The sequence below is a fragment of the Desulfobulbus alkaliphilus genome, assembly GCF_016918545.1.
GTDB classification, from domain to species: domain Bacteria; phylum Desulfobacterota; class Desulfobulbia; order Desulfobulbales; family Desulfobulbaceae; genus Desulfobulbus; species Desulfobulbus alkaliphilus.
Window position 1 is genome coordinate 75,625 of record NZ_JAFFQC010000008.1, and the last position, 15,074, is coordinate 90,698.

Here is a 15,074-nt window from a genome sequence, read left to right on the forward strand (position 1 = left end):
GCCCGAAACAACACTGCCATTGCCCCTCCGGATGGTGCAAATTTTGTGAAACAGCCCTATGGACCTCCCTGAATTACGCTGTATCGGTGTGCTGCACGGCGACATCACCACTTGTGAAGATGCTCCCAAAAATTTTGATATCTCAAACCGCAAGGGAACACTGGAAATCTACCCTGAATACCAGCAAGGTCTTGACGGGATCGTCCCGGGCCAGACCATTGTGGTCCTTTTCTGGCTGCACAGGGCCAACCGTGATATCCTCAAAGTCTATCCCCGAGGTGATCGATCCCGGGGACTCCGGGGGGTCTTTGCCACCCGAAGTCCGGCACGGCCCAACCCCATTGCCATTTCCGAACTCAAAGTGCTGGCCGTCGACGGTCTTCATCTGCAGGTCTCAGGACTGGATATCCTTGACGGGACTCCCATCCTTGATATCAAAAAAAAACTGAGCGAACCTGGGTGAAAGAAGGCATTCAACCCTGCCAGGATCACAACCTGAGCGAGTATTGCCGGGTTCACTGGCATAACATCGAAAAAAATCCCCCTCCGCAACAAAAACGAAGGGGGATATACCGCCGCCGGATCACAGACCGGCGGAGCAGGAGGAGATTTTTTATCAGAGAATCGGCTTCATGGCGCTCATGTGGGAACGAAGCTCCTCGCCCACCTGTTCGACCAGGGTGTAGCGGATGGCGGCATTGATGTCGATCAATTCAACATTGTCCACCGCATTGTCGGCGAGATCGAGTCCTTTGCCGATCACATCCGCCTCAACAGCGCTCATGAAATCGGCCAAAAGTGGCACGGCTTGATGAGCAAAAAGATAGCAGCCATACTCAGCCGTATCCGAGATGACCACATTCATCTCGTAGAGTTTTTTGCGGGCGATGGTATTAGCGATCAGCGGCACCTCATGCAGACTCTCATAGTACGCTGACTCTTCCTTCATGCCGGTGGCGACCATGGTGTCAAAGGCCAACTCCACTCCTGCCTTGACCATGGCCACCATGAGGATACCATGGTCGAAATATTCCTGTTCAGGTATCTCGGTCGTGGTGGATTGCGCCTTTTCAAAGGCTGTTTCCGCGGTCTGAGCCCTCCAGGTGAGCAGGTTTTTATCATCATTGGCCCAGTCTTCCATCATGGTGCGGGAAAATTCCCCGGACATGATATCATCCATGTGTTTTTCAAAAAGGGGTGTAAGAATTTCCTTCATATCCTCGGCAAGATAAAAGGCACGGATCTTTGCCGGATTGGAGAGTCGGTCCATCATATTGGTGATGCCGCCATGCTTGAGAGCTTCGGTGATGGTTTCCCAGCCGTACTGAATCAGTTTGGAAGCGTAGCCGGCATCAATCCCCTTTTCGATCATCTTATCGTAGCAGAGCAGGGAACCGGCCTGCAGCATGCCGCAGAGGATAGTTTGCTCACCCATGAGATCCGACTTGACCTCGGCGATAAAAGACGATTGCAGGACCCCGGCTCGATGGGCACCGGTCCCGCAGGCATAGGCTTTGGCGATGTCCCAACCCTCACCTCTGGGATCGTTTTCCCGATGCACCGCGATCAAAGTTGGTACCCCAAAGCCACGCTTGTACTCTTCGCGCACCTCGGTACCAGGGGACTTGGGAGCCACCATGATGACAGTCAGGTCGGGGCGGATCTGCATTCCTTCCTCGACGATGTTGAAACCGTGCGAATAGGAAAGGCAGGCCCCTTCTTTCATCAAGGGCATGATTGCGGCCACGACTTTGGCATGCTGCTTGTCCGGGGTCAGGTTGATGACCAGATCAGCGGTGGGGATCATCTCTTGGTAGTTACCCACCTTGAAGCCATTGTCCCGGGCATTCCTGAAAGACTGCCGTTGTTCGGATATGGCGGAATCACGCAGGGCATAGGCAACATTCAGTCCGGAATCACGGAGATTGAGTCCCTGGTGCAACCCCTGGGCGCCGCAACCGACAATAACGATTTTCTTGTCTTGCAGTTTGGCAACACCCTCAAATTCCGAAGCAGCCATGAAACGACACTTGCCTAATTCCTCCAGTTGCAGCCGTAGAGGTAATGAATTGAAATAATTAGCCATAATAAAAATCTCCCACGGTTGTTGTTGGCAGCGGGAGGACGAGGTCCATCACTCCCGAAAATTTTGATGAAAAAAGCATGGTTCCTGTACTACCTGGATCCGTGAGCGTTCGTCCGTGCGTCAGCTTTGTTGTCTGTGACCGTTCGACTAAAGTACACTTAATCGGACGGGTACGGGCAATGAAGATGGCGGGCGGACGCACCGAAGGGCGGCGGGTAAAGGCTATTATCAAGGGTTCCACTGCAACTATAACCCAAGTACAGTAAGATATATCCAAAACAAGCGTCCAGCCGTCACGGATTCAGGGTAATGATGATCCGATATACTATGCGCAGAGACCGTGCATGCATGAAATCGCATTGCCTCATACCATAGATTTGCGGCCTTTTCTGCTACTTTATGGATAGCAATGGCAGCAAATTCTGTGATAGAATGCCCCAGCGAACCATTGAGTCCGCTCCTGTTCATCCACGTGGTACAGCATACACTCGTATTGATAATAACGAAGGATTGATATTTGTATTAAAGCAAAAGACGTGCGCGCGTTCTTCACCAACCGGAGTCATCCATGCATGGACGATCACAGACCTGTACAGTCAAAAACGGCCGCATCCGTGTGCTCTGCAACCGGTGCGGGAAAAAACGCTATTTAACTGTCCCTGCCGGGCTGAGAAAAAAATCGGTGCGCTGTATGTGCGGGATGTCGGCGTTCTATACCCTCAACCACCGTGCTTTCCCTCGAGAGTCAACCTGCGGCAAAGCCCTGGTCTTCCTTGCCAACGGTCGACAGATCCCGGTCTATCTCTGCGACAGTTCCCTGGGCGGTATTGGTTTCAATGTTCCTCCCCAACACAGCCGGTCCATGGCCACCAATCAGGACCTCAGTATTAAATTCCGCTCCGGCAGCGGCGCGACGGTGCAGAGAAAAATTCGCGTCAAAAGCATGATGAACAACCGAATCGGTGCCCAGTTCCTTGATGGCTGCCTGCCGACCTTCTGAGAGCACCAGCCAGTCCCAGCCCTTGCATATTTATTTTCTAGTGGCCGCCCAACAGGCCACGCCTAGGGTAGTGACCATCAAAATACCCAGGACACCGAGAAGCGTTGCTTGAGAGACGCGGGTTATCAGAGAGTTGCTCACCGGGCTGTGATACCGGGGTCCATCACCACCCAGTTCTTCCCACCTTTGCCGCACCGCTGAAGGCCAGGCATAGCCAGAATGGTGGAGGATATTGGGAAAATACAACTCCAAAATGGTGTTTTCACCATGGGCGATATGGGCGTATCGCTGTTGGCGCTGGGCAGCGTCGGCGGCCTGCCTTGCCATGGCCGCATAGCGGTCACGCCGAAACAGATGTACCCGGGCTTCCGCCAGCAAAGGATCCTGGTAGGCTGGAAAACGGGTGACAAACTGATGATACGCCTGGTCACTGCGCAATTGATCAAGGACGGCAGCCACCTCGCCATATCTGGTCCGATCCTGATGAGCCAGCTCTTGCAGATCAAGGCGTGAATAAAAACCACCAAACCTCGAATCGAGGTGATAGAACCCATACTCCGCGGTGACCTCTCCGATTCGTTCACTGCCGGGAATGACGTTGATATACCAGCTTCGCAAGGCCGGAGTGTTGGAGACACAGAATGCCAGCAGCAGAAGATTGACAAAAGCGAGCAGGCAGCCGAGCTGTAGCCCCCGGAAATCGGTGCCCGGATACCTGCGGAAGGGCTGCACGGCCGGAGCAATGGCCAGCAAAGCCAGCAGGACGCCCAGGGTATTCAGGCCGATGTCTCGGTAATCGAAATACCGCAGAGGAACGAGCCATTGAATCAATTCATCGATGATACCGAAACCGATTCCGGCCATGGCCACGGTAAAATAGAGAGGCCAGCCATCCAGCCGGCTCCGGAAAGCGCGCAGCAGCAACAGGCTCAAGACACCGTACTGCACGAAATGAAAGCTTTCCTCGGGATTGCCGCGCAAAGACCAGGTCAGCCATGCATACAGGGAAAAAACAGTGCAGACACAAACCAGAACGGGAAGTGTCAAGAGCAGTTGGCCACGCCGGGCAGCACGGACCATTCCAATCGCCGCCAGCGCCAGGGCGGTGAAGGTTACCCAGAGAAAGAGATGTTTGCCTACACTGGCGCTGACCCACTCCTGCAGGGAACGGGCCAGAGGTATGGAGCCGTAAATGAACAGAACCCAGAGAAAGACCGCTGCCCAGTTGCTTCGCTCCTTGCTCGCTGGTTGCATCATATGGCTTTGCCTCCGAAAAATTGATTAGCATGTACCAAGTAAAAAGGCCGCCGTCCACAAGACATTGCGGACGCGGCCATTCAACCGGCAACAGCCGGTCTGCTGATCATGCACACCTGGATCCGTGAGCGTTCGATTAAAATAGAATTTTATCAAACGGTTACGGGCAACAAGGATAGAAGACGGACGGATGCCCCAAAATACGGCTGGTGAAGGTTATTATCAAGGATTCCTCTGCAACCATAATAGATTATAGTATGACATATCCAGATAAAGCATCCAGTTGTCACGGATTCAAGGGCATACATTCCGATAAGCTGTTATCCGCTTATTGCCACCAGATAATCCTTTTGGGCGGGTTACCAAAGGAATCGAAGGCGTCGCCGGATTCCCGCAGCACATCGTTCAGATCCTCGACTGAAAAAATATAGCCTTCTGTCGCGGCCAGCGCGACAAACTCTTCTTTACTCCGCAAGGCATCATACCTTGTGCGGATCTGCTCATCAGCACCACCTGCTATCAAAAGTTTTTCAACATTCTTTTTTGACATGACCGTCTCCTTTTCTGTGTACAAAATTTTTCATTTGGGCACCTGAAACCAGCGGCCGGATCCCCTCAGCCTGACCCCTGCTAAAGCAAAAAACAGGCCATATCAACAAACAGTACATAATCAAACAATTCGACATGAAAAACTGCCCCAGGGCAGATCCGGGCTTTAGCATTTTGAACAAAATTGCATTTTACGTGGCTCAAAAAATTCATTTTTGTCGACAAATAGTCATTACGTCATGGTGTATGTTCACCCGGTACAGGATGTCGTGTCCTGGGTTGAAGCGCGCTGCGCACGGACGGACGCTCAGGGATCCAAGAGCAACCCATAGTTTTTTTGCGAAGATCAGTCAAAAAGCTTTACAAGAAAGCCATGATGCATTAATAAAATTTTTTTCCTGTAACAGGACACCTGCCACCTGGCCGCAAAACCGGCAGGGTGACACCGGGGTCGGCTCCTTGAAGGTTGTCAACAACCTTCGCCTCCCCAATCCGGCCAAGACCATCAAAAAGTCGAGCATGGAGTTACAGAACCTGCTGTAACTCCATTTTTATTTACTCACCCACCAGACAATATCTTTTGCCAACGGCAAACATGAAACAAGCGATCTGCAAGCGGTAACGAGGAATTCGTGATGAAAAACAATCTGGAGAAAGTACGCAATATAGGAATAAGCGCTCATATCGATTCGGGGAAAACCACCCTGACCGAGCGCATCTTGTTTTACACCCAACGAATTCATGCCATTCACGAAGTTCGGGGTAAGGATGGGGTCGGTGCGACCATGGATTCCATGGAACTCGAAAAAGAGCGCGGCATCACCATCCAGTCCGCTGCCACGTACTGTTCATGGAAAGATTATAACATCAATATCATCGACACCCCCGGTCACGTGGACTTCACCATCGAGGTCGAACGTGCGCTGCGAGTGCTCGACGGTGCCGTGCTGATCCTGTGCTCGGTTGGCGGTGTCCAGTCCCAATCCATTACTGTCAACCGGCAGATGACCAGGTACAAAGTCCCTCGAATCGCTTTTATCAACAAATGTGACCGAACCGGAGCCAATCCGTATCGGGTGACCAGGCAGCTGCGGGATAAACTGGACCTTAACGCGGTCATGATTCAAATACCCATTGGCCTCGAAGGTGACCTGCAGGGCATGGTCGACCTGGTGGCCATGAAAGCCGTCTATTTTGACGGCGCCCAGGGCGAACAGATCCGCACGGAGGATATTCCGGTTGATCTGCGGGACGAGGCCGAGAGCAAACGGGAAGAGCTGCTCGATGCGGTCTCCATGTTTTCCGACGAACTGATGGAGGCGATGCTGGAAGAGGCCGATATCCCTGAGACCCTGCTGCATGATGCCATCCGGCGGGCCACCCTCAGCCTGGAACTGACCCCGGTTATGCTCGGTTCCGCCTATAAGAACAAAGGGATCCAACTGTTACTTGATGCGGTTGCCTCCTACCTGCCCTGTCCCACCGACATTGAAAATACCGCCCTTGACCTGAACAAGGATGAGTCCGAAGTCATGGTCAGCCACAATCCAGACGACCCGCTGGTGGCCCTAGCCTTTAAACTGGAGGATGGACGCTACGGCCAGTTGACCTATATCCGCACCTATCAGGGCACCGTCCACAAAGGAGACACCATTATCAACAGCCGGACCGGCAAAAAGACCAAGGTCGGTCGCCTGGTCCGCATGCACGCCAACGAGATGGAGGAAATCGAGGGAACCGGATCAGGGGATATCGTTGCCCTGTTTGGAATCGATTGTGCCTCCGGAGACACTTTCTGCAGCAATGATCTCAACTGGTCGATGAGTTCCATGCATGTCCCGGCCCCCGTCATCTCCCTGGCTATCAAGCCGGTGGACAATAAGGCCCAGATTAACATGTCCAAGGCGCTCAATCGCTTCACCAAGGAAGATCCGACCTTCAGGACCTATGTTGATCACGAAACCAGCGAAACCATCATCTCCGGCATGGGTGAACTGCACCTCGAGGTCTATGTCGAGCGGATGAAACGGGAATACAAGGCGCTGGTCGAGGTGGGGGCGCCCCAGGTTGCCTATCGAGAGACCATCACCCAAAGAGCGGAATTCAACTACATCCACAAAAAGCAGACAGGAGGCTCCGGTCAGTTCGGCCGCGTCAGCGGCTTCCTTGAGCCTCTTGATGATGGCGAGTATGAATTTGTCGACCAGATCGTCGGTGGCGTCATACCGAGAGAATTCATCAGCTCCTGCGATAAGGGGTTTCAAAAAGCGCTGGAAAAGGGCACCCTGACCGGTGCACCGATTACCGGTATCCGGGTGACCATCAACGACGGCAGTTATCATGCCGTGGACTCCTCGGATGTTGCCTTTCAGCAGGCGGCCATTGGCGCCTTCAGGCAAGGATACCCCAAAGCAGTCCCGGTTATCATGGAGCCGATCATGAAAGTGGCGGTGGAAGGTCCTTCCGAGTTTCAGGGCGCGGTCATGGGCAGCCTCAATCAACGCCGCGGTGTGATTATCGGCACCCTGGAGGAAAGCAATTACACAGTGGTCGAGGCGGAGATGCCATTAGCCGAAATGTTCGGCTATTCAACCACATTACGTTCCCTGACCCAAGGAAAAGCGGAATTTACGATGGAATTTTCCACCTACAAACAAGTGCCGAAAAGTGTTGCTGAAGAATTAATCAAGAACTTTGCCTCACAGAAGAAAGAGGCGTAACCCGGCCTGGTGATCCGCTGCCAATCGGAGAGAACAAGTGATAAACACTAGAGAGGAATGCATATGGGATACGAGCCACTGGTCCAGCAGAACCCGCTGAGGGTTCTCGATACGGGCGGAGAAAACAATCAGATGGGTCTGGTCATGGCCCGGCCGGGCCTCGGCAAAACCGCGCTACTGGTGCAGATAGCCCTGGACAACATCTTTCGGGGCAAGAGGGTCATCCATGTCAGCATCGGTGAAAGCATCGATAAGACAAAAAGCTGGTATGACGGCATTCTTCAGTCCATCATTCAGGATTACAGCTTGTCCAACCCCCAGGAACTGATCGACATGGTGACCCGTAACCGAATGATCATGACCTTCAAAATAGCCGCCTTCAGCCGTTCCAGACTGGAAGAACGACTCAACGATCTTGTCCTCCAGGACATATTCCGGCCCAACTGCCTCATTGTCGATGGCTTTGATTTCGTGAACGCCGACCGTGAAGCCCTGGAAGATATCAGAAACCTCATGGAAACCATGAACATGCAGGCATGGTTCTCCGCTAATTGCCGCCGCGAGGACACCCGGGTCTCACCCGCCGGAGTCCCGGCACCCTGCCATGAGATTGATGATCTCTTTGACATGATCATCCTGCTCAAGCCGGAACAGGATGCCACCATTCAACTGGACATCATCCGAAACTATGGTGAACAGGTGGAAAACGGCAAAGGGCTGCGCCTGGACCCCACCACCATGATGGTCAAAAAAATTTAATTTCCAGGGGGCGACGGTCCCGGCTCCGGCGGCCCCCTGCTTCAGGATCATCGCCATGCGGTTCCGTCCTTGCATAGACTTGCACGAAGGCAGAGTCAAACAGATTGTCGGCTCAACACTGGCGGGCAATGGCACCGGGCCGCACACCAATTTTTCCTCGGAACTTCCGTCTTCTTATTACGCCGAGATGTACCGTCGCGACCGCCTGACCGGCGGTCATGTCATCATGCTCGGTCCGGGCAACGAAGCGGCGGCTCGTGAAGCACTACGCGCCTGGCCCGGCGGTCTGCAGGTGGGCGGTGGTATTAGCGACCAAAACGCTGCCCAATGGCTCGAACTCGGAGCCTCCCACGTCATTGTCACCTCCCATGTCTTTCACGACGGCCACATTGACCGGCAGCGCCTGCGCCGGCTGAATGACCTGATCGGCGCCAGGCATCTGGTGCTCGACCTTAGTTGCCGCCGTCGCGGCAATGCGTATTATGTGGTCACCGACCGATGGCAGAAATTTACCGACGTCACGATCAATGCCGCGGTTCTTGATTCGCTGGCAACCTGCTGCGATGAATTCCTGATCCATGCCGTCGATGTCGAAGGCAAATGCATGGGGATTGATGTGCAACTCCTGAAAATCCTTGCCACAGCTACACCCATCCCGACAACCTATGCCGGCGGAGTGGCTTCAATGGCTGACCTGGAACTCATCAACACTGCCGGTCAGGGGCGCATTGATGTCACTGTGGGCTCCGCCCTCGATATTTTCGGCGGCACCGGTCTTTACTACCGTGACGTGGTGGCGTATTGTGACCACACCTGAACCGCCCTCAGTTGACCTTGCCGAATTGAAACTCCTGATTCCCGAGGAATTGTACCGGGCTTTTCAACGATGCCTCTGGGTCCGGATCAATGAAACCGGACAGACGCAATTACAACTCATGGAAGAAACTGTCCGTGACTTTCTCGCCAAGCATGGATGTTGACCGAGACATCGTTGCTTGACCTCCCTTCCTCCTTCATTTAATATTAATCTCGATCACCACTCCCATGGTCCTCAATCCGTGACGGCTGGACTTTTTTCGATATATCTTGCTGTAACCAAATTATAATATTGGCGGAATCCTTGATAATACCCGTCACCAGTCGCCCCTCGGGTCATACATCCGCACGCCATCTGCATTGCCCGTAAACGTCTGGTGAAGTCTACCTTTATCGAACGCTCACAGACAGTACAACTGACGCATGGACGAACGCTCACGGATCCAGGATGGTATCTGTCCACCAGCTCTTATTATTGTCTCCGTTAATGAACCTATGAACGAACGACAAAAAAAACTTGAGAAAATCCAAACTGTTGTCGATAAAATGCCCAGCTTGTCCACCACGGTCGGCAAGGTATTGGAAATCTGCAGCAGAGTGGATACCTCACCCAACGATCTCAACAAGGTCATATCCCTTGACCCCGTGCTCACCGGCCAGGTCCTGAAGCTGATCAATTCGGCTTATTATTCGTTGATGAACAAGGTCACCTCGCTGACCCGTGCCATCATCATGCTGGGTTTGAATACTGTCAAAAATCTTGCCCTGTCCACCGCCATCATCCGTTGTGTCGGTCAGGTAAAAAAATCCAAGGCCTTGCCGATCAAGGCATTCTGGACTCATTCCATCGGTGTCGGGGTCATGGCGAAACTCCTTGCCGCTGAACGTGGGATTCCCCTGGCTGAACGGGAAGAATATTTTGTTGCCGGTTTGCTCCATGATCTGGGAAAAATTCCCTTTGGGGATGAATATACCGATGTCCTTGCCCGGGTGCGGGACATTCAGGAGGCTCTTGTTCTCGTCGAACGCCAGACCTTAGCCATTGACCACGAAGAGACTGGCCAGATGATCGCCTCCAAATGGAAACTTAATGCCGTCATTACCGACGCCATCTGCCATCACCATACCCCCGACCAGGCCCACCCGGACAACCAGGCATTGGTGGCCACCGTTGCCCTTGCTGATTTTTATGTGTGTCTGTTCGATATCGGCTACGCCGGCAACCTTTTCCCGGAGGAAACAAACCTGACCTATCTTCTTGAAACCTGCGGTTTGCAATGGAGTACGGTCGCCGCTCTATCCGAAACCGTGGACCTTGAAATAGAAAAAGCGGAAATTTTCCTGCAGATCTGAACGAAATATCCGAGAATCAAAGAAAAGCTCACCGCTTTTCCAGACTATCACCTGCCTGGATCCGTGAGCGTTCGTCCGTGCGTCAGCTTTATTGTCTGTGACCGTTCGATGAAAGTAAACTTTATCGGACGGTTACGGGCAATGAAGATGGCATGCGCACGGACGCCCCGAAGGGCGGCTGGTGAAGGTTCTCTTTAAGGATTCTGCTGCAATTATAATATGCTTACAGCAAGATATATCCAAAACAAGCGTCCAGTCGTCACGGATTCAGGACCTGGATTCGTGACGGCTGGACTCTTGTTTGGGGGGTTTATTTTGCTGTAATCAGGTTGTGATTGCAGCGAAATGTTTTATGATAACCTCTACCAGTCGCCCTCCGGGGCGTCCGTCCATACGCTATCTTTATGGCCCGTACTCGTTCGATACAGTGTACTTTCATCGAACGGTCAACAACATCAAAGCTGACGCGCGGAAGAACACGGACCAGGTATCAATAACACGCTCGCTGCGTGTTGCAGGACGTTCCACTTTGCACAGATAGGCCCGATGAACCTGTACAACACACACTGATACGACTGATACAATGATCAAGGTGAAATTCTGGGGCGTACGCGGCTCCATCCCCTGTCCGGGACCCAAAACCGTGAAATACGGTGGCAATACCGCCTGCATTGAGTTGCGATTTCCCGAAGTCGATCGCCATATTATCATTGATGCCGGTTCCGGGCTTCGCGAACTGGCCAACTATATGCTTGCCCACGACCTGCCCCGTGGCCCCATTGCCACGGAAATCTACCTGTCCCATACCCATTGGGACCACATTATGGGGTTTCCTTTTTTCATTCCTGCATATATTCCAGGAACCTCCATCAAAGTGTTCGGGCCAGTGACCTACGAGGATGAACCTCTGGAAGCAGTGGTCGGCGGTCAGATGAAATACCGCTATTTCCCGGTCAATATGGGAGAACTGGCTGGCTCCATTGCCTATCATCGACTGAAAGAGGAACCGCACATTGATCTTGGCGATGGTATTATTCTCTCGACCACGATCATCAACCACCCCATCACCACCCTGGGATACCGGTTCAGCTTCCGCGGCGCTGTTTTCTGCACCGCCTATGATACGGAACCTTTTCGCAATCTTTTTGTCACCGATCCAACCGATCCATCCTATGATGAACTCATGGCCCATGAGGGAGAAGAAGCCGCGAGGGAGCAGAATCAGGCCCTGGAAAACTTCTTCAAAGGTGCTGACCTGCTCGTCCATGACGCTCAATATACGCGGCATGAATATGAAAAAGGCAAAACTGGTTGGGGCCATACCCCCATTGAGGATGCCATAGCCGCCGCGCGCCGGGCCGGTGTCAAGCAACTGGCGCTCTTCCATCACGATCCGGAACGGAGCGATGAACAGATTGACACCATGACCTCTCTGTACTGTACCCCGGAACAGACCGGCACCATGCATGCTTTTTTCGCTTATGAGGGCCAGGAAATCATCCTCTGAGCCTTACCCAACTTCTTTCCGGAACACCCGGATAGCTCCACGCAAGGTGGCCCCATGACGTATATGCTTCTGGATTGCAGCGGTCTTGCCTGCCCCCAACCCGTTCTCCGCACCAAGGAAACCCTGGAGCAGGGCGCGGTTCTATTTGATGTGGTTGTCGATAACGAGGCGTCAAAGAACAACATTCTTCGCTTTGCCGGCAGCCAGGGACACCATGCCGAGGTCATCGATACCCGGAAAGACCGCTTTACCATCCGTATTCAGGCGACAGCGACACCTGCCGCCAACCAACCATTCACAGGTGATGCGTACCAGTGCGATCCCCCCGAAGGAATCAGCATGATCTACGTCATCTCGGCCGATGCCATGGGCCGGGGCAATGATCAACTGGGGTGGGCTCTCCTCCAGACATACATCCAGACGATCAAGGAGGTGTCGCCCCTGCCTGATAAAATTCTGCTCTACAACAGTGGCGTCAAGCTGGTGACAGCCGCCTCCGGGGCGCTGACTGCCTTGGAAGAGTTGCAGGCCAAAGGGGTGGAAATCCTTGCCTGCGGCACCTGTCTGGATTTTTATAAGTTAAAGTCGGCAATCAAGGTCGGCCGTATTTCCAACATGTATGACATAATGCAGGCAATGGCCGATGCCGATAAGATCGTCAGTCCATTGTAATGCAGCATCACCGGAGTTTTTCCCTTGCATCTGCGTATCCTATCCCGGAAAAACCCTGCTTCTCTCTCTTCTGACCCCACATGACCGATGACACACCAAAAAGCCCCCTGCCGTCGTAATCGCCCCGATGTTGGCCTGTGCCTTTACTCCTCCAAGGTTTTCGTGCGAGCTGTCTTTTCCTCCCTTGTCACCACCCTGTTGCTGCTGGCCCTGGCATCCGGATGTCTCGCCAGGACAGCTCCGCCATCCTTCGATGAGGACCGTAACCGCCTCATCGCGTTTATTCTCAGCCAGCAACTGCCCAACCAGCATTTCGGCCATGAGTCGCTGGATGACACTTTTTCCCACAAAGCCTTCGATCTCTACCTCCGCCAGTTGGACCCGAGAAAAAGATTTCTGCTCCAATCCGATGTCAGCGAGCTTTCCGCTTTTTCGTCCCACATCAGCAATGAACTGGCCAGAGGCCGGCTTGTCCTCGCTGATGCCGGAATGGACCTGCTCAACGACAGAATCAACCAGGTGCAGCGATTCATCGACCCAGTCCTTGACCAGGGTTTTGACCTGGAACGAAAAGAATATCTTGAAATTGATCCGAAAAAACTGGACTACGCCAAAAACATCGATGATCTGAGGGAACGATGGCGTCTTTCCCTCAAGATACAGGTACTGGACACCTACATCGAAGCTCTCATCGCCCAAGGAAAACAGCATCCCGAAGCCCTTGCACATCTCACCCCAAAATACCACCCAGCCGAATATGAAGAGGCCGTACAAAAGGTCAGGGCCAGTACCCATCGCTCACTCAACCGATTATTGCAACAAACCCGGCAGGATCATTACGATCGCTATTTCAATGCGGTGACCAGGGCGTTCGATCCTCACACCGACTACATGCCACCCACATCCAAGGAAGATTTCGATATCCAGATGAGCGGATCACTGGAAGGAATCGGTGCCCTGCTTCGCGAGGATGAAGGGCTCATCAAAGTGATGAGGATCATACCCGGAAGTGCAGCGGAAAAAGAGGGACAGCTGCAGGCGGAGGACATCATTCTCGCCGTAGCCGAAAAAAATGGGGCTCCAGTCGATATATCAGAAATGCGGATTCGCGAGGCTGTCAGATATATCAGAGGCCCTAAAGGGACGGAGGTCCGTCTCACCGTCCAGAAGCCCGATGGGGCCAAGCGCATCATCACCATTGTCCGCGACGTCGTCCGTATCGAGGAGTCTTATGTGCAATCCTTTATCCTCGAAGGCGAAAATGACCTTGCCGTCGGCTATCTGCGCATACCCAGTTTCTATCGCGATTTTGCCGCGCAGAACAATGGCCGACCAGGTCGAAATGTCACCGATGACACCAAGGCCGAACTTCTCCATTTACGCAGCCAGAACATCGGGGGCCTCATTCTCGACCTTCGCAACAATGGTGGTGGAGCCCTGACCGATGCGGTCACTATTTCCGGCCTGTTTCTTCCCGGGGGCCCGATTGTCCAGGTCAAGGACTCGCTGGGATCAATCAGGGTCATGGAGGATGAGGAATCCGACGTTATCTACGACGGCCCCCTGATTGTCCTTGTCAACCAGTTCAGTGCCTCTGCCTCGGAGATCCTCGCCGCCGCTCTCCAGGATTATGGTCGGGCCTTGATAGTCGGTGGAGAACATACCCACGGCAAGGGAACGGTACAGGCACTGCTTGACATGAACAAAAACCTTCCCCTTCTCAACCTGCGCAGGCATGACGACCTTGGCGCACTCAAACTGACCATTCAAAAGTTTTATCGAATCAGCGGAGGATCCACCCAATATAAAGGAGTTGAACCCGACCTGGTGTTCCCTTCTCCCTACGATCATATTCAAAGCGGGGAGCGATTCATGGAACACTCACTGCCGTGGGACCAGGTTGAAGATGTACCTTTTACCCCGTGGTCCGGTGTCCGTTTCGATACCAGAAAGGCCGAAAAAATGGGCAGGCAATGGGCTGCAACGAACGAACTCTTCCTGAAGATTCAGGATGAAACCAACAAAGCCAGGGAGCGGGGCGAGCAAACCAGGATGGCGGTTGCCCTGGAAACCATGTGGCAGGAACGCCAGGAACTGGCAACCGCGCGCCGAGAGGCACGGATCGCCGGTCTGCTTGAGGACGAACAGGATCCGGATACATATCCTGACGAGAGCATTGATCTCGAACAACGTCTTGCTCAGGATCCTTTTGTACAGATCTCACTGTTTTTAATAAACAATGCGATTAAAAACACCGGCACGGTCGCCCGCACCCCATGAACTTTTATCTTGAAACAAACCTCCAATCATGCTAGAGGATGCAGTGCATGAATCGTCATTCATTTTCAGACCGAT

At 53.1% G+C, this 15,074-nt stretch carries 13 protein-coding genes; 10 read left to right on the top strand and 3 right to left on the bottom strand.

Annotation, left to right across the window (positions count from 1 at the left end; genetic code table 11):
- The first annotated feature begins 58 nt into the window (after nt 1-58).
- Nucleotides 59-463 carry a tRNA (N6-threonylcarbamoyladenosine(37)-N6)-methyltransferase TrmO gene (gene tsaA, locus JWG43_RS06080; RefSeq protein WP_205241931.1) on the top strand — a complete coding sequence of 135 codons (405 nt, stop codon included), beginning with the start codon at nt 59-61 and terminating at the stop codon, nt 461-463.
- 153 nt (nt 464-616) lie between these two features.
- Here the strand turns inward: tsaA and ilvC are convergent, their stop codons facing one another.
- Entirely contained in the window at nt 617-2,089 is a 1,473-nt protein-coding gene (gene ilvC, locus JWG43_RS06085; RefSeq protein ID WP_205241984.1) for a ketol-acid reductoisomerase, read from the bottom strand.
- Nucleotides 2,090-2,654: 565 nt separating this feature from the next.
- On the opposite strand from ilvC, the gene JWG43_RS06090 reads away from it, so the two are divergent.
- Nucleotides 2,655-3,086: a PilZ domain-containing protein gene (locus JWG43_RS06090; protein ID WP_205241932.1), complete on the top strand. Its 432-nt coding sequence runs from the start codon at nt 2,655-2,657 to the stop codon at nt 3,084-3,086.
- A gap of 30 nt (nt 3,087-3,116) precedes the next feature.
- On the opposite strand, the gene JWG43_RS06095 is transcribed toward JWG43_RS06090, so the two are convergent.
- Nucleotides 3,117-4,343 carry a VanZ family protein gene (locus JWG43_RS06095; RefSeq protein WP_205241933.1) on the bottom strand — a complete coding sequence of 409 codons (1,227 nt, stop codon included), beginning with the start codon at nt 4,341-4,343 and terminating at the stop codon, nt 3,117-3,119.
- 328 nt (nt 4,344-4,671) lie between these two features.
- Nucleotides 4,672-4,893 (bottom strand): Nif11-like leader peptide family natural product precursor, encoded by a 222-nt coding sequence (locus JWG43_RS06100; protein ID WP_205241934.1) that lies wholly within the window; start codon nt 4,891-4,893, stop codon nt 4,672-4,674.
- Nucleotides 4,894-5,527: 634 nt separating this feature from the next.
- Here JWG43_RS06100 and fusA point away from each other — a divergent pair.
- From fusA to JWG43_RS06140, 8 genes are all read left to right on the top strand, one after another.
- A complete protein-coding gene (gene fusA / locus JWG43_RS06105) occupies nt 5,528-7,612 on the top strand; it encodes an elongation factor G (RefSeq protein WP_205241935.1) in 2,085 nt (694 codons plus the stop codon).
- Between the two features lie 63 nt (nt 7,613-7,675).
- A complete protein-coding gene (locus JWG43_RS06110; protein WP_205241936.1) occupies nt 7,676-8,371 on the top strand; it encodes a P-loop NTPase family protein in 696 nt (231 codons plus the stop codon).
- A gap of 55 nt (nt 8,372-8,426) precedes the next feature.
- Nucleotides 8,427-9,188, top strand: a complete 762-nt coding sequence (gene hisA, locus JWG43_RS06115; RefSeq protein WP_205241937.1) for a phosphoribosylformimino-5-aminoimidazole carboxamide ribotide isomerase — start codon at nt 8,427-8,429, stop codon at nt 9,186-9,188.
- Nucleotides 9,175-9,351 carry a hypothetical protein gene (locus JWG43_RS06120; protein ID WP_240193433.1) on the top strand — a complete coding sequence of 59 codons (177 nt, stop codon included), beginning with the start codon at nt 9,175-9,177 and terminating at the stop codon, nt 9,349-9,351. Before hisA ends, JWG43_RS06120 begins: the two co-directional genes overlap by 14 nt.
- Before the next feature lie 331 nt (nt 9,352-9,682).
- The gene (locus JWG43_RS06125; protein WP_205241938.1) at nt 9,683-10,540 is read left to right on the top strand and encodes an HDOD domain-containing protein; all 858 of its coding nucleotides are present in this window, start codon (nt 9,683-9,685) and stop codon (nt 10,538-10,540) included.
- Nucleotides 10,541-11,123: 583 nt separating this feature from the next.
- Nucleotides 11,124-12,047, top strand: a complete 924-nt coding sequence (locus JWG43_RS06130; protein WP_205241939.1) for an MBL fold metallo-hydrolase — start codon at nt 11,124-11,126, stop codon at nt 12,045-12,047.
- Between the two features lie 54 nt (nt 12,048-12,101).
- The gene (yedF, locus tag JWG43_RS06135) at nt 12,102-12,719 is read left to right on the top strand and encodes a sulfurtransferase-like selenium metabolism protein YedF (RefSeq protein ID WP_205241940.1); all 618 of its coding nucleotides are present in this window, start codon (nt 12,102-12,104) and stop codon (nt 12,717-12,719) included.
- Nucleotides 12,720-12,806: 87 nt separating this feature from the next.
- The gene (locus tag JWG43_RS06140) at nt 12,807-14,999 is read left to right on the top strand and encodes a carboxy terminal-processing peptidase (RefSeq protein WP_205241941.1); all 2,193 of its coding nucleotides are present in this window, start codon (nt 12,807-12,809) and stop codon (nt 14,997-14,999) included.
- The last annotated feature ends 75 nt before the right edge of the window (nt 15,000-15,074 follow it).

Coding starts and splice junctions, on each gene's coding strand:
- tsaA (WP_205241931.1), top strand. CDS start 59: ATGGACCTCCCTGAATTACGCTGTATCGGTGTGCTGCACGGCGACATC.
- JWG43_RS06090 (WP_205241932.1), top strand. CDS start 2,655: ATGCATGGACGATCACAGACCTGTACAGTCAAAAACGGCCGCATCCGT.
- JWG43_RS06095 (WP_205241933.1), bottom strand. CDS start 4,343: ATGATGCAACCAGCGAGCAAGGAGCGAAGCAACTGGGCAGCGGTCTTT.
- JWG43_RS06100 (WP_205241934.1), bottom strand. CDS start 4,893: ATGTCAAAAAAGAATGTTGAAAAACTTTTGATAGCAGGTGGTGCTGAT.
- fusA (WP_205241935.1), top strand. CDS start 5,528: ATGAAAAACAATCTGGAGAAAGTACGCAATATAGGAATAAGCGCTCAT.
- JWG43_RS06110 (WP_205241936.1), top strand. CDS start 7,676: ATGGGATACGAGCCACTGGTCCAGCAGAACCCGCTGAGGGTTCTCGAT.
- hisA (WP_205241937.1), top strand. CDS start 8,427: ATGCGGTTCCGTCCTTGCATAGACTTGCACGAAGGCAGAGTCAAACAG.
- JWG43_RS06125 (WP_205241938.1), top strand. CDS start 9,683: ATGAACGAACGACAAAAAAAACTTGAGAAAATCCAAACTGTTGTCGAT.
- JWG43_RS06130 (WP_205241939.1), top strand. CDS start 11,124: ATGATCAAGGTGAAATTCTGGGGCGTACGCGGCTCCATCCCCTGTCCG.
- yedF (WP_205241940.1), top strand. CDS start 12,102: ATGACGTATATGCTTCTGGATTGCAGCGGTCTTGCCTGCCCCCAACCC.
- JWG43_RS06140 (WP_205241941.1), top strand. CDS start 12,807: ATGACACACCAAAAAGCCCCCTGCCGTCGTAATCGCCCCGATGTTGGC.